This is a genomic window from Castellaniella daejeonensis (assembly GCF_039523555.1).
Lineage (GTDB): Bacteria > Pseudomonadota > Gammaproteobacteria > Burkholderiales > Burkholderiaceae_B > Castellaniella > Castellaniella daejeonensis.
The window spans coordinates 69,630-90,720 of the sequence record NZ_BAAAFN010000015.1; the positions used below are offsets into that span (position 1 = coordinate 69,630).

At 69.1% G+C, this 21,091-nt stretch carries 18 protein-coding genes; 8 read left to right on the plus strand and 10 right to left on the minus strand.

Annotation, left to right across the window (positions count from 1 at the left end; translation table 11 throughout):
- The first annotated feature begins 8 nt into the window (after positions 1-8).
- The 5 genes from ABD022_RS10095 to kce are packed head-to-tail and all read left to right on the plus strand — an operon-like array spanning position 9 to position 4,691.
- Complete coding sequence (locus tag ABD022_RS10095) at positions 9-950, plus strand: branched-chain amino acid ABC transporter permease (RefSeq protein WP_343821202.1); 942 nt, start codon at positions 9-11, stop codon at positions 948-950.
- A 4-nt stretch (positions 951-954) separates the two neighbouring features.
- Positions 955-2,238 carry a branched-chain amino acid ABC transporter permease gene (locus ABD022_RS10100; protein WP_343821204.1) on the plus strand — a complete coding sequence of 428 codons (1,284 nt, stop codon included), beginning with the start codon at positions 955-957 and terminating at the stop codon, positions 2,236-2,238.
- Positions 2,235-2,990: an ABC transporter ATP-binding protein gene (locus tag ABD022_RS10105; RefSeq protein ID WP_343821206.1), complete on the plus strand. Its 756-nt coding sequence runs from the start codon at positions 2,235-2,237 to the stop codon at positions 2,988-2,990. Before ABD022_RS10100 ends, ABD022_RS10105 begins: the two co-directional genes overlap by 4 nt.
- Positions 2,987-3,706, plus strand: a complete 720-nt coding sequence (locus ABD022_RS10110) for an ABC transporter ATP-binding protein (protein WP_325123783.1) — start codon at positions 2,987-2,989, stop codon at positions 3,704-3,706. The genes ABD022_RS10105 and ABD022_RS10110 overlap by 4 nt, the downstream gene beginning before the upstream one ends.
- Positions 3,707-3,749: 43 nt before the next feature.
- Positions 3,750-4,691: a 3,5-dioxohexanoate:acetyl-CoA acetone transferase gene (gene kce / locus ABD022_RS10115; protein ID WP_343821208.1), complete on the plus strand. Its 942-nt coding sequence runs from the start codon at positions 3,750-3,752 to the stop codon at positions 4,689-4,691.
- Positions 4,692-4,705: 14 nt separating this feature from the next.
- On the opposite strand, the gene ABD022_RS10120 is transcribed toward kce, so the two are convergent.
- Both ABD022_RS10120 and fabG read right to left on the minus strand, forming a co-directional pair.
- Complete coding sequence (locus tag ABD022_RS10120) at positions 4,706-5,497, minus strand: SDR family oxidoreductase (RefSeq protein ID WP_325123785.1); 792 nt, start codon at positions 5,495-5,497, stop codon at positions 4,706-4,708.
- A 1-nt stretch (position 5,498) separates the two neighbouring features.
- Positions 5,499-6,239, minus strand: a complete 741-nt coding sequence (gene fabG / locus ABD022_RS10125; RefSeq protein ID WP_343821210.1) for a 3-oxoacyl-[acyl-carrier-protein] reductase — start codon at positions 6,237-6,239, stop codon at positions 5,499-5,501.
- A gap of 139 nt (positions 6,240-6,378) precedes the next feature.
- Here fabG and ABD022_RS10130 point away from each other — a divergent pair, with 139 nt between their 5' ends.
- Entirely contained in the window at positions 6,379-7,425 is a 1,047-nt protein-coding gene (locus ABD022_RS10130; protein WP_343821212.1) for an AraC family transcriptional regulator, read from the plus strand.
- A 38-nt stretch (positions 7,426-7,463) separates the two neighbouring features.
- On the plus strand, positions 7,464-9,899 hold the full coding sequence (locus ABD022_RS10135) for a GDYXXLXY domain-containing protein (RefSeq protein WP_343821213.1): 2,436 nt from the start codon (positions 7,464-7,466) through the stop codon (positions 9,897-9,899).
- A gap of 49 nt (positions 9,900-9,948) precedes the next feature.
- On the opposite strand, the gene gluQRS is transcribed toward ABD022_RS10135, so the two are convergent.
- The 8 genes from gluQRS to ABD022_RS10175 all read right to left on the minus strand — a co-directional run bounded on the left by gluQRS (position 9,949) and on the right by ABD022_RS10175 (position 19,880).
- Positions 9,949-10,899, minus strand: a complete 951-nt coding sequence (gene gluQRS, locus ABD022_RS10140) for a tRNA glutamyl-Q(34) synthetase GluQRS (protein ID WP_325123789.1) — start codon at positions 10,897-10,899, stop codon at positions 9,949-9,951.
- Between the two features lie 51 nt (positions 10,900-10,950).
- On the minus strand, positions 10,951-11,418 hold the full coding sequence (locus tag ABD022_RS10145) for a Smg family protein (protein WP_325123883.1): 468 nt from the start codon (positions 11,416-11,418) through the stop codon (positions 10,951-10,953).
- Positions 11,419-11,533: 115 nt separating this feature from the next.
- On the minus strand, positions 11,534-13,555 hold the full coding sequence (locus ABD022_RS10150; RefSeq protein WP_343821215.1) for an acetyl/propionyl/methylcrotonyl-CoA carboxylase subunit alpha: 2,022 nt from the start codon (positions 13,553-13,555) through the stop codon (positions 11,534-11,536).
- A gap of 10 nt (positions 13,556-13,565) precedes the next feature.
- Positions 13,566-15,167, minus strand: a complete 1,602-nt coding sequence (locus ABD022_RS10155) for a carboxyl transferase domain-containing protein (protein WP_343821217.1) — start codon at positions 15,165-15,167, stop codon at positions 13,566-13,568.
- 70 nt (positions 15,168-15,237) lie between these two features.
- Positions 15,238-16,419, minus strand: a complete 1,182-nt coding sequence (locus ABD022_RS10160; protein ID WP_325123792.1) for an acetyl-CoA C-acyltransferase — start codon at positions 16,417-16,419, stop codon at positions 15,238-15,240.
- 15 nt (positions 16,420-16,434) lie between these two features.
- Positions 16,435-18,297, minus strand: a complete 1,863-nt coding sequence (aceK, locus tag ABD022_RS10165; protein ID WP_325123793.1) for a bifunctional isocitrate dehydrogenase kinase/phosphatase — start codon at positions 18,295-18,297, stop codon at positions 16,435-16,437.
- Positions 18,298-18,305: 8 nt separating this feature from the next.
- On the minus strand, positions 18,306-19,484 hold the full coding sequence (locus ABD022_RS10170) for an isovaleryl-CoA dehydrogenase (protein WP_325123794.1): 1,179 nt from the start codon (positions 19,482-19,484) through the stop codon (positions 18,306-18,308).
- Positions 19,485-19,493: 9 nt separating this feature from the next.
- Positions 19,494-19,880 (minus strand): MerR family transcriptional regulator, encoded by a 387-nt coding sequence (locus ABD022_RS10175; protein ID WP_325123795.1) that lies wholly within the window; start codon positions 19,878-19,880, stop codon positions 19,494-19,496.
- Positions 19,881-20,005: 125 nt separating this feature from the next.
- On the opposite strand from ABD022_RS10175, the gene ABD022_RS10180 reads away from it, so the two are divergent.
- A complete protein-coding gene (locus ABD022_RS10180; protein ID WP_343821220.1) occupies positions 20,006-21,091 on the plus strand; it encodes an MBL fold metallo-hydrolase in 1,086 nt (361 codons plus the stop codon).

The following is a 21,091-nucleotide window of genomic DNA, read 5'->3' on the forward strand; positions in this document are numbered from 1 at the left end:
GAGACGTCATGGAACATCTCGCAATCCCCCTGCTGAATGGCGTCGTCTACGGCCTGCTCCTGTTCATGGTGTCGGCGGGATTGACGCTCATCTTCGGCATGATGGGCATTCTCAATTTCGCCCATGCCTCGTTCTACATGCTGGGGGCCTATTTCGCCTATGCGCTGCAGGGGGCGGTCGGCTTCTGGGTGGCGGTCGCCGTGTCGCCCCTGCTGGTCGGGGCCATCGGCGTCCTGGTCGAGCGGCATGTACTGCGGCGCGTGCATCGGTACGGGCATGCCCACGAACTCCTGGTCACCTTCGGCCTGTCGTTCATCATCGTGGAACTGGTCAAGCTGTTCTTCGGCAACTATCCGGTCAACTACCGGGTGCCGGCGGACCTGGATTTCGCGGCCTTCACGCTGGGCGGTCTGGATTATCCGGCCTACCGTCTGTTCATGGGCATCGTGGCCATCGGCATGTTCGTGGCGATCTACCTGCTGCTGTCGCGCACGCGGGTGGGGATCATCGTGCGGTCCGCCATCCACAGGCCCGAGATGGCCGAGGCGCTGGGCCACAACGTGCCGCGCGTCTTCATGGGCGTCTTCGGCGTGGGCGCCGCCATGGCCGGGCTGGCGGGCGCGGTGGCCGGCGCGTTCTACACCACCAGCCCGAACATGGCGCTGGAACTGGGCGTGCTGGTGTTCGTGGTGGTGGTGATCGGCGGCCTCGGCTCGCTGGAAGGCGCGATGCTGGCATCGCTGCTCATCGGGGTGGTGACCTCCGTGGCGGTGGGCATCGACGCCACGCCGGCCGACCTGCTGGTCTGGCTGGGTGCCGGAGACCTGGCGCAGGATGCCGCCGGCATCCTTTCCCTGAAGATCTCCAGCCTGGCCGCCAGCCTTCCGTTTGCGCTCATGCTGCTGGTGCTCCTCGTGCGGCCCAGCGGGCTGATGGGCGAAAAGGAGTAGCGCCATGAAGACACGCGCGATCCTGCTGGCCGCCGGCGTGGCCGTCCTGGCCACCGTTCCGCTGATGCTTCCGGACGGCCTGGTGAATGCGGCGATCTCGATGCTGATCGCCGCGCTGTTCGCCTGCGCCTACAACCTGCTGTGCGGCTATGCCGGCATGCTGTCCTTCGGCCATTCCGCCTATTTCGGCGTGGGGGCCTTCGCCACCATCCATGCCATGAATGCGCTGGGTGGCGCGGGGCTGCTGCCCACGCCCTGGATGCCGCTCGTCGGCGCGGCGGGCGGTCTGCTTGCAGGCCTGGTGGCGGGGTGGTTCTCGACCCAGCGCACGGGGGCGTATTTCGCCATGATCACCCTGGCGATCGCCGAGCTGCTGCACGCCATGGCCCCGCAGCTGAAAAGCGTCTTCGGCGGCGAGGCCGGCATTTCGTCGATGCGCATGCCGGCCTGGGGCCTGACGTTCGGCTCGACCGTGGAGGTCTACTACCTGACGCTGGCCTGGGTGCTGGCGAGCCTGGTGCTGCTGTACCTGCTGACCCGCACGCCGCTCGGACGCCTGGCGCTGGGCCTGCGCGAGAACAGCCAGCGCCTGCGGTTCCTGGGCTACGACGTGCACCGCATCAGCGTCCTGATCTTCGCGCTGTCGGGCATGTTTTCCGGCATCGCCGGCGGCCTGCAGGTCCTGAGCAACGAGTCGGCCAACTATGTCGTGTTCGACACCTCGCTGTCCGCCGCCGTCGTGCTGAACACCTACATCGGCGGCGTCCATGCCTTTCTGGGGCCCGCCCTGGGCGCGGCCCTGGTGACCTTCTTCGGCTACGCGGTCTCGGATCTGACGCAGTCCTGGCTGCTCTACCAGGGGGCACTGTTCGTGCTCGTCATCATCTTCATGCCAACGGGGCTGGCGGGTCTGCTGGCGCTGGCCGGCCGCTTCGTGCAGCGCCACGGCCTGCGGGCGGCGGCGCCCGGTGCGGGCCTCTATCTGCTGGCCGGGGCGTGCTACGCCGCCGCCGCGATATTCCTGACGGAGCTGCTGCAGCGGCTGTTTTCGCAGGACTACCGCAGCCTGGCCCATGCGGCGGGCGCCTGGGAATGGCCGGCGGTCTCCCTGTTCGGCCGGGAATGGCCGCCCCTGGGCGTGACGACCTGGCTGGTGCCGGCGACGCTGGCGGTGCTGGGCTGGCTCTTCTGGAAGATGGCCGCGGCTGCAGTCGGCCGCCTGCGCGATGCGGCGCCGGCGGACCATGCACCGGCGGCCGGCGCAATGACCGAAAGGAGGCTGACGTGAATGCTCCAGTCCTTTCCCTGCACGATGTCCGCAAATCCTTCGGCCCGGTGGACATCATCCGGGGCGTGAGCCTGGACGTGGGTGGGAACGAGCGGCATGCCGTCATCGGGCCCAATGGGGCCAGGAAATCGACGCTGTTCCATCTCGTTTCCGGCCAGCTGCGCCCGAGCGCCGGCGAGATCCGCCTGGGGGGGCGCCCCATCGCCGGCTGCAGTCCACAGGCTATCAACCGGCTCGGCCTGGCGCGGTCGTTCCAGATCACCAATCTCTTTCCCCGGCTGACGGTCTTCGAGAACATCCGCCTGGCCGTGATGAGACCGCGCGGCCTGCAGTACTGCTTCTGGCGCCTGGCCGACCGGGACGAACGCGTGCGCGATCGCGGCATGGCCCTGCTGGAGAACGTCCGCCTGTCCCATCGGGCATCGGCCGTGGCGGGCGAGCTGTCCTATTCGGAACAGCGTTCGCTGGAAATCGCCATGACGCTGGCGTCGGATCCCCGGATCATCCTGCTCGACGAGCCCATGGCCGGCATGTCGCGCGAGGAAACCCGCTACACCACGGAACTCATCCGCGAAGTCACGCAGGGGCGCGCCCTGCTGATCGTGGAGCACGACATGGAAGTCGTGTTCACGCTGAGCGACCGCATCAGCGTGCTGGTCTATGGCGAACTGATCGCCAGCGGGACGCCGGAAGAGATCCGCGCGAACCCCAGGGTCAGGGAAGCCTATCTGGGCGAGGAGGCCACGGCATGAACACGGAAACTCCGATCCTGCGCGTCCGGGATCTGCATGCGCACTACGGCAAGAGCCATGTCCTGCGCGGGGTGAGCTTAGACGTGAAGCCGCGCGAAGTCGTCGGGCTCGTCGGACGCAATGGCTCCGGCCGATCCACTTTGCTCAAGGCCGTCATGGGGCTGGTGCCGCCTTCGTCCGGAGACATCGTGCTCGCGGACCGTTCCCTGGCCGGCCGGCGGCCGTACGAGATCGCGCGCGCCGGGATCGCCTACGTGCCGGAAGCACGCGAGGTATTCGCCAACCTGACAGTCGACGAGAACCTGCGCATGGGAGAACAGCCGTGCCCGGAAGGCGTGCCCGCGTGGACGGTGGCGCAGATGTTCGACTATTTCCCCCGGCTGAAGGAACGGCGCGGCACGCTGGCGGGCAGCCTGTCGGGCGGCGAGCAGCAGATGCTGACGATCTGCAGGTCGCTGCTGGGAAACCCGCGCGTGCTGTTGATCGACGAGCCCACCGAAGGCCTGGCGCCGCAGATCGTGGCCGCGGTCAGTGACTGCATCGAGGACATCCACCGGCGGGGCGTGTCGGTCGTCCTGGTGGAGCAGAAACTGACCATCGCGCTGCGCGTGTCCACGCGCATGTGCGTGATGGGCCATGGCCGGATCGTCCGCGAGGGCGCGCCGCAGGAAATCGCGGGCAACGACGAACTGCTCGCGCAATGGCTGGCGGTTTGAACCTTGCGGCCCACGGGCCGCGCAGATGCATGGAAACGGAAACATGAAACGCAAGAATGACAAGGTCATCATCACCTGCGCCATCACGGGTGGCATCCACACGCCGTCGATGTCGCCCTATCTGCCGCTGACGCCGGAGCAGATCGAGGAGCAGGCCGTCGCGGCCGCCGAGGCGGGCGCCGCCATCCTGCACCTGCATGCCCGCGATCCGGTCGACGGTCGGCCCACGCCCGATCCGGAAATCTTCGGCCGCTTCGTGCCGCGGATCAAGGCGGCCACCGATGCCGTCATCAACATCACGACCGGGGGCACGACGCGCATGAGCCTGGCCGAGCGGCTGGCCTACCCGCTGCTGGCCAGGCCGGAGATGTGCTCGTTGAACATGGGATCGATGAATTTTTCCATCCATCCGGTCGCACGCCGCATGACCGAGTGGAAGCACGACTGGGAGAAGCCCTACGTCGAAGGCATGGAAGACCAGATATTCCGCAACTCGTTCAAGGACATCGCCTATATCCTGAAGTCCCTGGGGCAGGCCCACGGCACGCGTTTCGAGTTCGAGTGCTACGACGTGGGGCATCTCTACAACCTGGCCCATTTCGTGGACGAAGGGCTGGTGCAGGCGCCGCTGTTCATCCAGTTCATCTTCGGCGTGCTGGGCGGCATCGGACCGGATCCGGCCAACCTGACGCACATGCGGGACGTCGCCGACCATTTGTTCGGCCGGGACGGCTACCGGTTTTCCGTCCTGGGGGCGGGCAGGCACCAGATGGCCCTGTCGACGATGGCGGCTGTCATGGGCGGGAATGTCCGCGTGGGGCTGGAGGACAGCCTGTTCCTGTCGCGGGGCGAACTGGCCCCATCGAATGCGGACCAGGTTCGCAAGATCCGGCGCATCCTGGAGGACTTGTCCCTGGAGATCGCGACGCCCCGGGAAGCCCGCGACATGCTGGGCCTGAAGGGGGCCGATGCCGTGGGCTTCTAGCCCGCGCGGGCGGGCTACAGGTATTCGACGTTGCCGTCCACGCTGATGGCCTGCCCCGAGATGTTCGAGGCAGCCGGGGTGGACAGGAACAGGGCCATTGCGGCGATGTCTTCGGCCGAGACCATGCGGCGCAGGGAAATCTTGCCGAGATACTGCGCCCGCATGGCTTCGTCGTCCAGCCCCAGCGCCTGGGCGCGCGCCGCGATGACGCGGTCCATCCGGGGGCCGGCGACGACGCCCGGCAGGATGGCATTGACGCGCACGCCTTCGGGGCCGAGTTCCGCCGCCAGGGATTTCATCAGGCCGACGATGGCCCATTTCGTCGCGGCGTAGGGGGTGCGGAAAGGGTAGCCCAGGCGGCCCGCCACGGAGGACATGGCGACGATGTGCGGATTGTGTGCGGAGCGTTTCAGGTGGGGGACGGCATGGCGCAGGAAGTAGAACTGGCTGTTCAGGTTGGTGCCGATCGTCCGCTCCCAGTCGGGGGCGGACAAGGTATCGATGCCGCCCGTGGGACCGGCGATGCCGGCGTTGTTCACCAGCACGTCCAGGCCGTCCAGCGCCTGCGCCGCGTCTTCCACGGCGTGCGCGGCGGCGTCTTCGCGGCCGACGTCCGCGACGGTTCCCCGGGCGCCGGGATGGCGCCGCCGGAAGTCTTCCAGCGCCTGTGCGTCGATGTCGCAGACATAGACGCGGGCGCCCGCCTCCAGGAAGCCCGCCGCGATGGAGGCGCCGATGCCGGCCGCGCCCCCGGTGATCAGGACTTTCAGGCCCGCAGGCACGAGCAACCGTTGGGTGATCGACATGTCAGATCCTCAGGCCGCCGGTGACTTCGATCACGGCGCCGTTGATGTAGCTGGCCTCGTCGCTGGCCAGGAAAGCGTAGAGATTGGCGACTTCCTCGGGTTGCCCGAGGCGGCGCAGCGGGACCTGGTCGCTCATGCGCGTCAGCACGGTATCCGGCACGCTGTCGAGCATGGGGGTCTGGATGAAGCCGGGCGCCACGGCGTTGACCCGGATGCCCTTCGGGCCCAGTTCGCGGCACCAGGTCAGGGTGAAGCCGATGACGCCGGATTTGGCGGCCACGTAGTTGGTCTGGCCGAAGTTGCCGTAGAGGCCGACCACGGAACTGGCGTTCAGGATGACGCCGCAACCCTGTCCGATCATGCTGGGAACGACGGCCTGGGCGGCATTGAAGACGCCCTTCAGGTTCACGTTGATCACCGCGTCGAATTGCGCCTCGGTCATTTTCTCGAAGCGGGCATCGCGGGTGATGCCTGCGTTGTTCACCAGGATGTCGACGCGTCCGAACCGGTCCAAGATGGATTCGACGGCCCGATCCATGCCGGACCGGTCCGTGACGTCGGCCGCGATGCCGATGGCGGTTGCGCCGGCGGCGCGGCAGTCGTGGAGCGTCTGCTGCACGGCGTCTTCGTGTATGTCGCAGGCGACGATCGTTGCGCCTTCCTGCGCGAACTTGATGGCGGTCGCTGCGCCGATTCCGCGGCCGGCGCCTGTGATCAGTGCGACCTTGTCTTGTAGCTTCATGCCGATTCCTGTCTCCCTGGCGGGTTGTCTGTTCTGTTGCGGGCCGGGCATGGCCCCGGGGAAAGAGTAATGGAGTCCCGCATGGATGATAAGATCGATTCCGGACGTCCGCATATCATCATCGGAAATACCATTCCCCATGCGAAGCCGCCCTCCCCGCTATAACGAGCGCATCTATGCGCCCTACAAGATCGCCGCCCTGGTCGAAGTGCTGGCCGAGCAGGGGATCCCGCCGTCGCTGAGCCTGCAGGGCACCGGGGTGGACGAAACACGCATCTACGATGCCACGGCGCTGACTTCGATCCGGCAGTACGTGGACGTCTGCGGCAATGCCCTGGCCCTGTCGGCCGATCCCGCCACGCCATTCCTGACAGGCTCGCGGCTGCATCTTTCCGCCTATGGCATGTACGGCTATGCGCTCATGTCGTGCCTGGAAATGCGCGACTATTTCCTGCTGGGCGTGAAGTACCACTCGCTGGCGACCCCGACCCTGACCATCGAGTGGTCGGAACGGGACGACAAGGCGGTCTGGACCTTTCCCGATGCGATCGTGAGCTACGACTCGCCGGACATCCGGCGCTTCCTGATCGAGCAGCAGTACACACAGCACGTGACGCACCTGCAGGACGTGTTCGGCCGCCCCTGCTTTCCCGTCAGGGCCTGTTTCTCGTATGCGGCGCCGCTCCATGCCGCGATCTACGAGCGCTTCCTGGGCTGTCCCTGCGAGTTCGGCCATCCGCAGTGCGAGCTGCACTATGACGCGGCCATCCTGGATCAGCGTCCCCGGCTGGCGCACCGGCTGACGGCCACCGTGCTGCAGCAGACCTGCGAAGGTCTGATCAGCAACGCCAGTACCCTGACGGGCATGGCGGGCGAGGTCTACCAGCGCCTGCTGAGGCGGCCCGGCGAATTCCCCGACATGGAGGCGATCGCGGCCCAGCTGGGCATGACATCGCGCAACCTGCGCCGGCATCTGCAGGCCGAGGGCACGTCGTTCTCGGCGATCCTGGACGACGTGCGCTCGTCCCTGGCGGTGGAATACGTACGGACCACCCACATGAACGGCGACGACATCGCACTGCTGCTGGGTTTCTCGGAATCGACCAATTTCCGCCGGGCCTTCAAGCGCTGGACGGGCAAGACGACGCGGGAATACCGGCAGGCCGCGCAGGAACGCGCGCGATAAGATGCGGTGAACGTTTCCGTCTGCCCACAGGACTCCGCATGATGCAATCCGACCCACCCGTTTCCCAGGCCGACGCCGCGGGTCCGTGGCGCCGCCGCCTGGCCGGGGGCGCTGCGCTGCTGGCCGTCATCCTGGCCGCCGCTGCCCTGGTCTTCTGGGTGGCGTCGCAGTGGGGCGGATGGGCGCCGGACGCCCGGCTGTGGCTGGCGCGCGGTGCGCTGGCCGGGTCCAGCCTGGCGGCGTCGGCCCTGGCCTGGCGCGCGGGCCGGTGGGTGGATCTGCCTGCCGGGCTGGCGGCGGCCTGCACCGGCGCCCTGCTGGCGCTCGTGGGCCAGGCGTACCAGACCGGCGCGGATGCCTGGCCCCTGTTCCTGCTCTGGGCCGGCCTGAGTCTGCCCTGGCTGCTCCTGCTGCGCACGGTATTTCCCTGGCTGCTGTGCGCCGCCCTGCTGAACCTGGCGCTCGGGCTTTATCTTTCGTCCGGGGCCGCATCCTGGCTGGACTGGGACGATTCCCGGACGTTCCTCGGGCTGGCGGCCCTGAATGCCTGCCTGCTGGTCCTGGCCGAATGGGCGGGAGCCCGGCTCGACGACCCATGGCGCCTGGCCAGACGGCTGGCCGCGGCCGCGCTGTTGTGGGGGCTGTGGATGGCCGGTTTTCCGGCGGCCCTGGACATGGGCGCCGGGCCGGCGCCGTGGCTGCCCGTGCTGTCGGTGGCCGTGCTGGCGGCGCTGTACTGGGTATATGCCCGCCGGCGCCGCGACCTGGCCGTGGGCGCATTGGCGCTGCTGACCGGCCTGGGGCTGGTCTGGCTGTGGCTCTGGCCCCATGCGGACGACATGCTGACGATGCTGGGGCTCATCCTGCTGCTGCTGGCGCTGGGGCTGGCTGCCCTGGCGCATGTGCGCCGGCTCTGGCGCGCGGTGTCGCCGGCCCGGGCGCCCGGGGAGCCCTGGTTCCTGGCCGGCCTGCGGGTGGGGATCCTGGGATCCGTCGTCCTGCTGCTGGTGGCCTGGGTGGCGGCGATGGCGGATATCGAGACCGGCGCGCAGGCCCTGCTGCTGGGGGTGATTCTGCTGGTGCCGGGCCTGTGGCTGGCGCGCCGCGGCCGCCCGGGTGCGCTTGCCGGCCAGCTGGGCGAAGTGCTGGCCGGCGTGGGCCTGGTCCTGGCGACTGGCGGCGCCCTGTTCCTCGATACCGACCGGGGCCTTCCGGCGCTGCCGCTGGGCGCGGTCCTGGCCCTGGGGGCGGCGGTCTTCCTGGCCAGTGCACGGCAGGCTCTGCGCTTTGCCGCCGCGCTGGCGGTGCTGGCTGCGGTTCTCTGGCTGACCTGGCCGGCAACGCCGGCCGATCGGGGGCTGCTCGATGCCGCCCCCGCGGACTGGCCGCAGGGCCTGATGCTGCGCCTGTGGTGGTGCCAGGCGGGGGCGGTGCTGGCCTGGACTCTGTCGCTGCGGGCGGATCGCCGGCCATTGTGGCGGCCGGTGGCCTGGGCCTTGCTGCTGGTCGCACCACCCCTGGCGTGGCTGGCGGCGGCGTTCGGCGGTGGTTACGCCTGGGGCCTGCCGCTGCCTGACCGGCTGGCGGGCCTGGCGGTTGCCCTGCTGCCCGGACTGGTCCTGGGCGCCTGGCTGGCGTCGCGCCGTGCGCTGCCGCCGGCCGCCTGCTGGACGGCCGCGGCCGTCCTGTCCATGGCTGGCCTGGGATGGGTGGACGCCCCGGGGGTTTCGGTGGCCTTGACCGGGTTCCTGCTGGGCCGCCTGGCCGGGCACCGCCTTCTTTCGTGCCTGGGAGTAGCCATTGCCCCGCCCGGCCTGTATGTCTTCTACCTGGATCCCGCTGTGACGCTGGCGCACAAGGCCGGAAGCCTGGGGCTGGCCGCGCTCTGGCTGCTGGCGGCGGCCGGACTGGCCGGCCGGCCGGCCCTGGGAGCGGCCCTGGGCCTTGCTGCGCGGCGTGCGCCCTGGCGGCGGCCGGCCGGGATGCTGGCCGCCGGTGCGCTGGCGCTGGCTGTGGCTCAGATCCAGATCCATCATTACCGGACGATCCTGGCCGAGGGGCGGCCGGTGGTCCTGGCCCTGGCGCCAGTGGACCCGCGCTCCCTGATGCAGGGAGACTACATGGACCTGGACTACGCTGTGCGCCGTCAGGCGCGGGACTGGCTGGGCGAGCGGACTTCGGTGCGGGACGCGTTGCAGGCTTCCGGGCGGGGCTGGCTGCTGCTGCGGTCCGACGACCGGGGCATCTGGCAACTGGCGGGGGTGACGGCCGAGACACCCATGGCCGCGGCGGACGTCGTGGCGCTGGCCTTTCGCTGGCGTGCCGGCGAGATGGATTGGGGCGCTCGCAGCTGGTTCTTTCCCGAGGGGCAGGCCGAACGCTACGCCAGGGCGCGCTATGGGGTGCTGCGGGTGGCGGTCGACGGCACCGCCTTGCTGTCCGGGCTGCTGGACGAAGAACAGGCGCCGCTCTAGGTGCCCCCGGGTTGCGTGCGCATGACCCGCGCACGGTGCCGCGCCGGCCTCAGCCCGGGCGCGGCGCGTCCACCCCGAACCGTTGCGCCCAGCGGGCGGTGGCTTCAGGCCAGAATGCCTGCGGCGTGGCCGCCGCCAGATCGGAGAATCCCAGGTCGCGCCAGGCGGCGCGCAGGCAGTCCAGGGGGCGCGATACGTCCAGCGCGGGCGCGTGGTTCTGCTTGGACAGCTTGTGGCCGGCGGCGTCCAGGACCAGCGGCACGTGCAGTACGCGCGGCGGAACCAGCCCCAGGGCGCGGGCCAGCTGCCGCTGGCGCGCGGTGGAGTCCAGCAGGTCGGCGCCGCGCACCACGTCGGTGACGCCCTGGTCGCCGTCGTCCACGACCACGACCAACTGGTAGGCCCACAGGCCGTCGGCCCGGCGGATGATGAAGTCGCCGACCTCGGCCGACACGTCCTGGGACTGGGGGCCCAGCCAGCGGTCGCGGAAAGTTTCGATGCCGGGTGCGGCCAGGAAGCGCCAGCTGCGGACGGGACGCCGTGCGGTGGGCGGGGTCGTGTCCGGGCCGGCTCCGCGCGAGGCCGCGGGCGGGCGGCAGGTGCCGGGATACGGGCCGGGCGGCAGTTCGCGCCGGGTGCAGGCGCAGCCGTAGACGCGCCCGGCATCCCGCAGCCGGGCGAATGCCCGTTCATACAGGGGGTGCCGCTGCGTCTGCCAGACCGGTTCCTCGTCCCAGCGCAGGCCCAGCGTTTCCAGCTGTTGCAGGATGATGCGGTCGGCCCCGGGCACGGTGCGGGGTTCGTCGATGTCCTCGATGCGCAGCAGCCAGCGCCCGCGATGCGCGCGAGCATCCAGGTAGCTGGCCAGGGCGGCTACCAGCGAGCCCGCGTGCAGGGGGCCGCTGGGGCTGGGCGCGAAGCGGCCCACATAGGCGGGGCTGTCCGCAGCCCCGGCCGCCGGCGATGCGCCCTGGTGGCCGGCGGAAGGGTTCTGGGGCATCGGCATCGTGGCTGGGGGGCGGCTGATCCCGCCGCCCGGGGTGGACGGGTGCTAGTGCGACAGGCGGCCTTCGTCGTCGGCCAGCAGTTCCTCGAATACCAGGTGGTCGACTTCGGCTTCCTGGCTCCAGAGGACCATCAGCGCCAGGACCTTGATCTCGGCCAGGGTCAGGGGCGAATGATCCGCCGCCTGGGCGGCTTCGATCAGGATTTCGCGCAAGACCGGGGGCAGGCTGCCCGAAGTTTCCAGGAAGCTGATGAAGCCGATGGCCTCGGTGCCCAGCGCCGCGTATTCCTCGTCGGTGTAGATGCGCGCGGCGTCGCGCCGGGCGTCGCGCATGACGGCCAGCGGCAGGCAGCGCTCGGTGGTGTTGGCCAGGTCGCGCAGCCAGTTCAGCGCGTCGTCGATGTCTTCGTGCTCGAACCCGGCGGCCGCCAGCTTGCTTGCCAGAACTTCGGCGCGCGGGCAGGCCTGGGGCGTGTAGTAGTTTTCGAACAGATAAACCAGGATGTCGTACATGGCGGTCATGAAGCGGTTGCCATTCCAGTTTACCGGATTCCTCCGGAAGCGCACCCGGCCCGCGCCGCCGGATGGCGGGTGCGGGCCGGAAACTGGAGCAGGAGGGCTGCCGGGGTCAGCCGGCCGCGGCGGATTCCAGGTCGATCAGGGTGACGCCTTCCGCCACCTGGTCTCCAACCGCGTAGAAGATTTCCTTGACCGTGCCGTCGTGGGGCGCCTCGATGGTGTGTTCCATCTTCATGGCTTCCATGACGATCAGGGGCGTGCCGCGTGTCACGGAATCGCCCGCTGCGACGGCGACCGACAGGATCTTGCCCGGCATGGGTGCGGTCAGCCCGCCGGCCGCGTCGTCGGCGGCCGCAGCCGCCAGGGTCAGCGGGTCGCGCCATTCCAGGGCATGCCGCCGGCCGTCGGCGAAGACATCCAGGTGGAAGCCGTTGCGGTGGATGTCGCCGCGCGTTTCCGCTTCGCCCAGGCGGACGCGGGCGCGGACCGGATGGCGTCCTTCGGCGCGCCAGCTAAAGGCCTGTGCGGGCCGGTCGTCCACGGCCAGGGTCCAGTCCGTGCCGTCGCGGCACAGGCGCACGGTGCGTTCGTCCCGGGCGTCTTTCAGCGTCAGCACGCGCTCGTAGCGGCCACCCACGCGCCAGCCGTCGGCCTGGAGCCAGGGGCCTGCATCGGCCGCCGGCGCGCCGGGCCGGGGCAGTCCGTCGCCGTGCAGCAAGGCCGCGGCCGCCAGGGCCAGGGTGGTGTCCTCGCAATCCTGGGGCGCGGGAAACAGGCGCTCATGCTCGCGCTCGATCAGCCCGGTGTCCAGGTCGGCGGCGGCGAAGGCCGGGTCGTCCATCAGGCGGCCCAGGAAGGCGATGTTGGTCTGCACGCCGGTGCAGCGCACCGCGCCCAGCGCGCGCAGCATCCGCTGCCGGGCCTGCTCCCTGTCCTGGCCGTGGACGATCAGCTTGGCGATCATCGGATCGTAGTGCGGAGAGATCGTGTCGCCTTCCTGCACGCCGCCGTCCACACGGACCGGACCGGTCTGGAACACCACGTGCGGCGGCCATTGCAGGGCGCTCAGGTGGCCGATGCTGGGCAGGAAATCCTTGTCCGGGTTCTCGGCGTAGATGCGCGCCTCGATGGCATGGCCCTGGATGCGCAACTGGTCCTGCCGCAGCGGCAGCGGCTGGCCGGCGGCGACGCGCAGCTGCCATTCCACCAGGTCCTGGCCGGTGATGGCCTCGGTGACCGGATGTTCGACCTGCAGCCGGGTGTTCATTTCCATGAAGTAGAAGCGTCCGTCGGGCTCGGCGATGAATTCCACCGTCCCGGCGCCGACGTAGCCGACGGCCTGCGCGGCGGCCACGGCCGCGCGGCCCATGGCCTCGCGCCGCTCGGGCGTCATGCCGGGCGCGGGGGCTTCCTCGATGACCTTCTGGTGGCGCCGCTGCACCGAGCAGTCGCGCTCGAACAGGTACACGCACTGGCCGTGCGTGTCGGCGAAGACCTGGATCTCGATGTGGCGCGGCTTGGTCAGGTAGCGCTCGATCAGGACCTGCGCGTTGCCGAAGCTGCTGGCCGCCTCGCGCTGGCAGGAAGCCAGGGCCGCCTGGAAATCGGTGTCGTCCTGGACGATGCGCATGCCCTTGCCGCCGCCGCCGGCGCTGGCCTTGATCAGCACCGGGTAGCCGATGGCGCGGGCCTGTTCCTGGAGGAAATCGGCTTCCTGGCGCTCGCCGTGGTAGCCCGGCACCAGCGGCACGTCTGCGCCGGACATCAGGGTCTTGGCGGCGGACTTGCTGCCCATGGCGGCGATCGCGTCCGCGGGCGGGCCGACGAAGATCAGGCCGGCATCCGCGCAGGCGCGGGCGAAGCCGGCGTTTTCCGACAGGAAGCCGTAGCCCGGGTGGATGGCCTGGGCGCCGGTGCGGCGGGCGGCATCCAGGATGGCGTCGGCCCGCAGGTAGCTGGCGGCGGGCTCGGGGCCGCCGATGTGGACGGCCCGGTCGCAGGCCTGGACGTGCCGGGCGTCGGCGTCGGCGTCGGAATACACGGCGACGGTGCGGATGCCCATGCGGCGGGCCGTGGCGGCGATGCGGCAGGCGATCTCGCCCCGGTTGGCGATCAGGAGGGTGTCGAACACGGGAAGGTCCTCACATTCTGAAGACGCCGAAGCGGGTGGGCTCGGCGGGTGCATGGCGGGCCGCCGCCAGGCCCAGGCCCAGCACGCGGCGGGTGTCGGCGGGGGCGATGATGCCATCGTCCCACAGCCGCGCAGTGGAATAGTAGGGATGGCCTTCGCGCTCGTACTGGGCGCGGATGGGTTCCTTGAAGGCTTCTTCCTCGGCGGCGGACCAGGCGCCGCCCTTGCGCTCGATGCTGTCGCGCCGCACCGTGGCCAGGACGCTGGCGGCCTGTTCGCCGCCCATGACCGAGATGCGCGCGTTGGGCCACAGGAACAGCAGGCGCGGGCCGAAGGCGCGGCCGCACATGCCGTAGTTTCCGGCGCCGAAGGAGCCGCCGATCAGCACCGTGAATTTCGGTACCGATGCGGTGGACACTGCCGTGACCATCTTCGCGCCGTGGCGGGCGATGCCCTCGTTTTCGTACTTGCGGCCCACCATGAAGCCGCTGATGTTCTGCAGGAAGATCAGGGGAATGTTGCGCTGGCAGCAGAGTTCGATGAAGTGCGTGCCTTTCTGGGCCGCCTCGGAGAACAGGATGCCGTTGTTGGCGATGATGCCCACCGGCATGCCGTAGATGCGTGCGAAGCCCGTGACCAGGGTGGCGCCGAAGCGCGCCTTGAATTCCTCGAAGTCGGAACCGTCCACGATGCGGGCGATGACTTCGCGCACGTCGTAGGGCTTGCGCGTGTCCTGGGGGATGATGCCATCCAGCTCGGCAGGATCGTACAGGGGTTCGGCCCAGGGGCCGGGCGCGGGCGGCGCCGGGCGGTTCAGCCGGGCCACCGCGTCGCGCGCCAGGCGCAGCGCATGCGTGTCGTTCTCGGCCAGGTGGTCGGCCACGCCCGACAGGCGGGTATGTACGTCGCCGCCGCCCAGGTCCTCGGCCGAGACTTCCTCGCCCGTGGCGGCCTTGACCAGCGGCGGGCCCCCCAGGAAGATCGTGCCCTGGTTGCGCACGATGATGGACTCGTCGCTCATGGCGGGCACGTAGGCGCCCCCGGCGGTGCAGGAGCCCATCACCACGGCCAGCTGGGCGATGCCCATCGAGGACATGACGGCCTGGTTGTAGAAGATGCGCCCGAAGTGGTCGCGGTCGGGAAAGACCTCGTCCTGGTTGGGCAGGTTGGCGCCGCCCGAGTCGACCAGGTAGATGCAGGGCAGGTGGTTCTGCTGGGCGATTTCCTGGGCGCGCAGGTGTTTCTTGACCGTCAGCGGGTAGTAGGTGCCGCCCTTGACCGTGGCGTCGTTGCAGACGATCACGCATTCGGTGCCGCCGACCCGGCCGATGCCGGTGATCAGGCCGGCGCCGGGAGATGCGTTGTCGTAGACGTCGAGCGCAGCCAGCGGCGACAGCTCCAGGAATGGCGTGCCGGGATCGAGCAGGCGCTCGACCCGTTCGCGGGGCAGCAGCTTGCCGCGCGCCAGGTGCCTGGCGCGGGCCGTTTCGCCGCCGCCCTGCGCCGTGCGGGCGATGCGCTCGCGCAGATCGTCGACCAGCGTGCGCATGACGCGCGCGTTGTCCTGGAATTCCTGGGATCGTGGGTTGATGCGGGACTCGATGACCGGCATGTCGGTTCCTGTTCCTGGAAAGAGCGGGCCGGCCGCTTGCGACGGCCGGCCCCTGCGGGCTGCGGGATGCTTACAGCATTTCGATGGCCAGGGCCACGGCTTCGCCGCCGCCGATGCACAGCGAAGCGATGCCGCGCTTGCCGCCGGTCTTGCGCAAGGCGCCGATCAGCGTGGTCAGCAGGCGCGCTCCGGAAGCGCCGATGGGGTGGCCCAGGGCCGTGGCGCCGCCGTGCAGGTTGACCTTGTCATGCGGCAGGTTCAGGTCGGCCATGGCCGCCATGGTGACCACGGCGAAGGCTTCGTTGATTTCGTACAGGTCGACGTCGCCGGCCTTCCAGCCGGTCTTGTCCAGCAGTTTCTGGATGGCGCCGACCGGGGCCGTGGTGAACCATTGCGGTTCCTGCGCATGCTGGGAATGCGCGACGATGCGCGCGAGCGGCCGGGCGCCGAGCGCCTGGGCCCTGGAGGCCGTCATGACCACCAGGGCGGCAGCGCCGTCGGAGATCGAGGAAGCGTTGGCCGCCGTGATCGTGCCGTCCTTCTTGAAGGCGGGCTTGAGCGTCGGGATCTTTTCCGGCATGGCCTTGGTGGGCGACTCGTCGGTGTCGATCACCGTGTCGCCCTTGCGGCCCTTGACCGTGACCGGCGCGATTTCCCACTTGAAGCTGCCGTCTTCGGTGGCCTGGCGGGCGCGGCGCAGCGATTCCAGGGAGAAGGCGTCCTGCTGCTCGCGGGTGAAGCTGTATTTCGAGGCGCAGTCTTCGGCGAACACGCCCATGGCCGTGCCGCGCTGGTAGGCGTCTTCCAGGCCGTCCAGCGCCATGTGATCGTAGACCGTGGAATGGCCGTAGCGGTAGCCCTGGCGGCCGCGCAGCAGCAGGTAGGGCGCGTTGCTCATGCTTTCCTGGCCGCCGGCCACCACGACTTCGGCCGATTCGGCCTTGATGATGTCATGGGCCAGCATCACGGCCTTCAGGCCCGAGCCGCAGACCTTGTGCAGGGTGCTGCAGGCGACGCCCTTGGGCAGGCCCGCGCCCAGCGCGGCCTGGCGGGCCGGCGCCTGGCCCTGGCCGGCCTGCAGCACGTTGCCCATGATGACTTCCTGGATGGCGTCGCCCGCGATGCCGGCGCGCTCGACTGCTGCGCGGATCGCGATGGCGCCCAGCTCGTGCGCGGCCAGGCCGGACAGGCTGCCCATCATGCTTCCCATGGGGGTGCGGGCGGCGGATACGATGACGATGGATTCGGACATGGTGTTGCTCCTATTTCAGGGGGTGTCCCGGGATGCGCTGTGGGCGGGCCGTGAATGGCCGTCCGGCGGCTGCAGCCTGCGCGATTGGTCGTAGGGGAAGATGTCTTCGATGCGGCCCTGGGCGGCGCGGGCGCGGCAGTCCTGCCACCATTGTGCATCCAAAAGCGGCGCGTGGTATTTGAGGAAGGCGGCGCGCACCCGGGGGTCGCCCAGCAGGAATCGCTCGAATTCTTCGGGGAACACGTCGTTGGCGCCCACCGGGTACCAGGGCTCGCCGGACAACTCGGCTTCTTCGTTGGGCGCGGGCGGAATGCGGCGGAACTGCATTTCCGTCATGCGCTGGATTTCGTCGTAGTCGTAGAAGACCACGCGGCCCAGGCGGGTGACGCCGAAGTTCTTGTACAGCATGTCGCCCGGGAAGATGTTGGCGGCGGCCAGTTCGCGGATGGCCTGCCCGTATTGCTGGACGGCGGCCTCGAGTGCCGCGTCCGAGGCGCTGGCCAGGTAGATGTTCAGCGGTGTCATGCGGCGTTCGATGTAGACGTGGCGCAGCACCACCAGGTCGTCGGTCTCTTCGAGGAGGCTGGGGACTTCGCGGCGCAGTCCTTCCAGCAGGCGGGGCGAGAACCGGTTGCGCGGCAGGGCGACCTGCGAATATTCCCAGGTGTCGGCCATGCGTCCGACGCGGTCGTGTTTCTTCACCATCTGGTATTTGCGCCGGACCGTGGCCTCGTCCATGCCATCCTTGGCGATGCGGTCGCGGATCAGCTTGAACACGTAGGGGTAGGACGGCAGCGTGAACACCGTCATGACCATGCCCTGGATGCCAGGCGCATAATCGAAGAGATCCCGCGAATGCGACAGATGGTGCAGGAAGTCGCGGTAGAACAGGGTCTTGCCCTGTTTCTGCAGGCCGATGGTGGTGTAGATCTCGGCCTTGGGCTTGCGCGGGAACAGCGACGACAGGAAATCGACGTAGGCCGCCGAGGCTTCCATGTCGACCAGGAAATAGGCGCGCGTGAAGCTGAACAGCGTGCTCAGGTCGTCGCTGGTGTGCAGCAGGGCGTCGAACTGGATGTGGCCCGATGGTGTGTGCAGCAGCGCCACGGCAAACGGGTGGATGGCGGTCTGGTTGATCAGGCGACCCACGATGTAGGCCCCCTTGTTGCGGAAGAACAGGGTGTTGAGCACCTGGATCTGGCAGTCGGGCGCCAGCCGCTTGCCCAGGCCGCGCGGCAGTGTGCGGCGCAGGTGGCGCAGGCCCATCCGCGCCATGCGCCGCACATCCGCCGGCAGGTCGTGGTAGGGGGCAGCCAGGCCGAAGTCGGCGGCCATGCGGGTCAGACTGGGCAGCAGGCCTTCGGTCAGCGGGTAGTAGGCCCGATAGGACGGGTGCGCGCCGTCGATGTAGTCGGTCGCCACCGCCGGGCGCACGAACAGGAAGTCGTTGTTGAAGTAGCTGCGGTGCAGGATGCGGCAGGACACCGAATTGAAGAAGGTCTCCGCGCACTCGGGCTGGCGGTGCCCGGCCAGCAGCGCGATGTAGCTGCTCTTGACCGCCTGCCAGAATTCGACCTGCTCGTCGGTCAGGGCCGTGTCCGGCGCGGTATGGGCGCGGGCGGTGCCGCGCAACGCCTGGCCCAGGGCGGTCGCGCATTCCCGCACGCGCGTGTCGTAGTATTCGATGCGCTCGCGCGAGAGCTGCTGGATGCCGTGCCAGTCGCCCGATTCGAACAGGGCCTTGGCCCGCTGCGCGCTGTAGCGGAACAGCGAATAGTGACGATCGAACCCGGCCAGGATCATGCGCGCCACGGCCTCCGGGGGCTGGCCCCGGGTCGCGACGGGCTCGATGCGGCGGTGGTCGCCAGTCTCGTCCATGGCGCTTTTCAGGCGGTCTCGCCGAAGAGCTCGCGGCCGATCAGCATGCGGCGGATCTCGCTGGTGCCGGCGCCGATCTCGTAGAGCTTGGCGTCTCGCCACAGGCGGCCGGTGGGGTAGTCGTTGATGTAGCCGTTGCCGCCCAGGATCTGGATGCCCTCGCCCGCCATCCAGGTGGCTTTCTCGGCGCAGTACAGAATGACGCCGGCGCAGTCCTTGCGCACCTGGCGCACGTGCTCAGCGCCCAGGTTGTCCAGGTTCTTGCCGACCGTGTAGCAGAAGGCGCGGCAGGCCTGCAGGGTGGTGTACAGGTCGGCCAGCTTGCCCTGGATCAGCTGGAATTCGCCGATGGCCTGGCCGAACTGCTTGCGTTCGTGCACGTAGGGCACGACCACGTCCATGACCGCCTGCATGATGCCCAGGGGCCCGGCCGCGAGCACGGCGCGCTCGTAGTCCAGGCCGCTCATCAGCACCTTGACCCCGCCGTCGACCTGGCCCAGCACGTTCTCGGCGGGCACCTCGCAGTCCTGGAACACCAGTTCGCCCGTGTGCGAACCGCGCATGCCCAGCTTGTCGAGCTTCTGCGCCACGGAAAAGCCGGGGAAGGTCTTTTCGACGATGAAGGCGGTGATGCCGCGCTGGTGCGCCTCGGGGGTGGTCTTGGCGTAGACCACCAGGGTGTCGGCGTCGGGACCGTTGGTGATCCACATCTTGGTGCCGTTCAGTACGTAGCGGTCGCCGCGCTTCTCGGCGCGCAGCCGCATGCTGACGACATCGGAGCCCGCGCCCGGCTCGCTCATGGCCAGTGCGCCGATCTGTTCGCCGGATATCAGGCCCGGCAGGTACTTGCGCTTCTGGGCTTCGGTGCCGTTGCGGTGGATCTGGTTGACGCACAGGTTGGAATGGGCGCCGTAGGACAGCGCGATCGATGCGCTGGCGCGCGAGATTTCTTCCATGGCGATCATGTGCGCCAGGTAGCCCAGGTTGGCGCCGCCATAGGCGTCCGACACCGTGACGCCCAGCAGCCCCAGGTCGCCGAACTTGCGCCACAGGTCCATGGGGAACTGGTCGTCGCGGTCGGCCGCGGCCGCGCGCGGGGCGATTTCGGCTTGGGCGAAGTCGCGGACGGCCTCGCGCAGCATGTCGAGGTCGGAGCCGAGGTCGAAGTTCAGGCCGGGCAGGTTCATGGCAGTCTCCTAGGAATGACGGGCCAGCAGCAGCGCCTCGCACTCGGCCTGCTGGTGGCGGATTTCTTTCAGGGTTTCGTCCAGGTCGCGCCGCTGCTGTTCGAGCTTTGCGCGGTGGTTGGCGAGGACTTCGGCGTAGTGCCGCAACTGCGCCTCGCTGCTGGCGCCACCCTGGTCGTACAGGTTGATCAGCGTGACGATTTCGGACAACTGCAGCCCCAGGCGCCGTCCGCGCAGGGCGAGCTTGAGCCGCGTGCGGTCGCGCGGCGCGTAGACGCGATTGCGGCCTTCGCGCGCCGGGCTGACGATGCCCTGATCCTCGTAGAAACGGATCGTGCGCGGCGTGACGCCGAATTCGCGGGCAAGCTCGGAAATTGTCCAGGTGGCTTGGCTCATGGGGCGGTCGTGATGCGGAACGAGGGGTGGAACCGGTGCCTATTATGTATTACGTTTACGTCAACGTAAAGAAGGAATTCTGACATAATGATGAGAGAAAACCCGAACCGTCATGGAGACACGGCATGAATCCGCTGGAAAACGAACTGGACTATCCCTGGGGCGATACCCTGCCCGGGCCCGGCCGTGCGCTGGAAGTGGCGGCGGACGTGCGCTGGATCCGCATGCCGCTGCCCTTCGCCCTGGATCACATCAACCTCTGGCTGCTGCGTGACCGCATCGGCGACCGCGAGGGCTGGACGGTGGTCGATTGCGGCATCGACCGGACCGAAGTGCGCGACTGCTGGGAAGCCGTGTTCGAGCAGGCGCTGGATGGGCTGCCGGTGTTGCGCGTGCTGGTCACCCACATGCATCCGGACCATGTCGGGCTGGCGCATTGGCTGTGCGCGCGCTGGCAGGCTCCGCTGTGGATGTCCATGACGGACTACGCAGTGGCCCGGCTGTGGGCGGGGTCGTCGGTGGCGGATTCGTCGGTCGAAGGCAGCGGCCCGTCCGGCGAGGGCGCGGCGCGGCATTTCGCCCGTCACGGGCTGGTCGATCCGCAGGCGCTGGACATGATCCGCGCCCGTCACGACTACTACACCCGCCTGGTGCCCGACATGCCGCCCCGTTTCCACCGCCTGATGCATGGCCAGGAAGTGTCCATCGGCGGGCGCGGCTGGCAGGTCATCGTGGGCCACGGCCATGCGCCCGAGCATGTCTCGCTGTGGTGTCCCGACCTGGGCACGCTGATCTCGGGCGACATGGTGCTGCCGCGCATTTCCACCAACGTCAGCGTGTTCGACCTGGAGCCCGAGTCCGACCCCCTGCGCCTGTACCTGGATTCGCTGGTCGCCTACGAGCGCCTGCCGGAAGACGCCCTGGTGCTGCCGTCGCACGGCCGGCCCTTCCGGGGCCTGCACCGGCGCATCGCCCAGCAGCGGACGCACCACGCCGAGCGCCTGGCCGAAGTCCTGGCCGCCTGCGAGCAGCCCGGCAGCGCCTACGACCTGCTGCCGGTGCTGTTCCATCGCAAGCTCGACATGCACCAGCTGTCCTTTGCCATGGGCGAAGCCATCGCCCACCTGCACGCCCTATACTTCCAGGGATCCCTGCGGCGCATCCTCGGCGAGGACGGGGTGTACCGGTTCCAGAGCATCCGACCTCAATGA

Bases quoted from the DNA above. Each gene is read 5' to 3' on its own strand.
- ABD022_RS10100 (WP_343821204.1), top strand. From the start codon at position 955: ATGAAGACACGCGCGATCCTGCTGGCCGCCGGCGTGGCCGTCCTGGCC.
- ABD022_RS10170 (WP_325123794.1), bottom strand. From the start codon at position 19,484: ATGAACCTGCCCGGCCTGAACTTCGACCTCGGCTCCGACCTCGACATG.
- ABD022_RS10145 (WP_325123883.1), bottom strand. From the start codon at position 11,418: ATGTACGACATCCTGGTTTATCTGTTCGAAAACTACTACACGCCCCAG.
- ABD022_RS10095 (WP_343821202.1), top strand. From the start codon at position 9: ATGGAACATCTCGCAATCCCCCTGCTGAATGGCGTCGTCTACGGCCTG.
- ABD022_RS10175 (WP_325123795.1), bottom strand. From the start codon at position 19,880: ATGAGCCAAGCCACCTGGACAATTTCCGAGCTTGCCCGCGAATTCGGC.
- ABD022_RS10130 (WP_343821212.1), top strand. From the start codon at position 6,379: ATGCGAAGCCGCCCTCCCCGCTATAACGAGCGCATCTATGCGCCCTAC.
- ABD022_RS10120 (WP_325123785.1), bottom strand. From the start codon at position 5,497: ATGTCGATCACCCAACGGTTGCTCGTGCCTGCGGGCCTGAAAGTCCTG.
- ABD022_RS10135 (WP_343821213.1), top strand. From the start codon at position 7,464: ATGATGCAATCCGACCCACCCGTTTCCCAGGCCGACGCCGCGGGTCCG.
- fabG (WP_343821210.1), bottom strand. From the start codon at position 6,239: ATGAAGCTACAAGACAAGGTCGCACTGATCACAGGCGCCGGCCGCGGA.
- ABD022_RS10110 (WP_325123783.1), top strand. From the start codon at position 2,987: ATGAACACGGAAACTCCGATCCTGCGCGTCCGGGATCTGCATGCGCAC.
- ABD022_RS10155 (WP_343821217.1), bottom strand. From the start codon at position 15,167: ATGCCGGTCATCGAGTCCCGCATCAACCCACGATCCCAGGAATTCCAG.
- ABD022_RS10180 (WP_343821220.1), top strand. From the start codon at position 20,006: ATGAATCCGCTGGAAAACGAACTGGACTATCCCTGGGGCGATACCCTG.
- aceK (WP_325123793.1), bottom strand. From the start codon at position 18,297: ATGGACGAGACTGGCGACCACCGCCGCATCGAGCCCGTCGCGACCCGG.
- kce (WP_343821208.1), top strand. From the start codon at position 3,750: ATGAAACGCAAGAATGACAAGGTCATCATCACCTGCGCCATCACGGGT.
- ABD022_RS10160 (WP_325123792.1), bottom strand. From the start codon at position 16,419: ATGTCCGAATCCATCGTCATCGTATCCGCCGCCCGCACCCCCATGGGA.
- gluQRS (WP_325123789.1), bottom strand. From the start codon at position 10,899: ATGCCCCAGAACCCTTCCGCCGGCCACCAGGGCGCATCGCCGGCGGCC.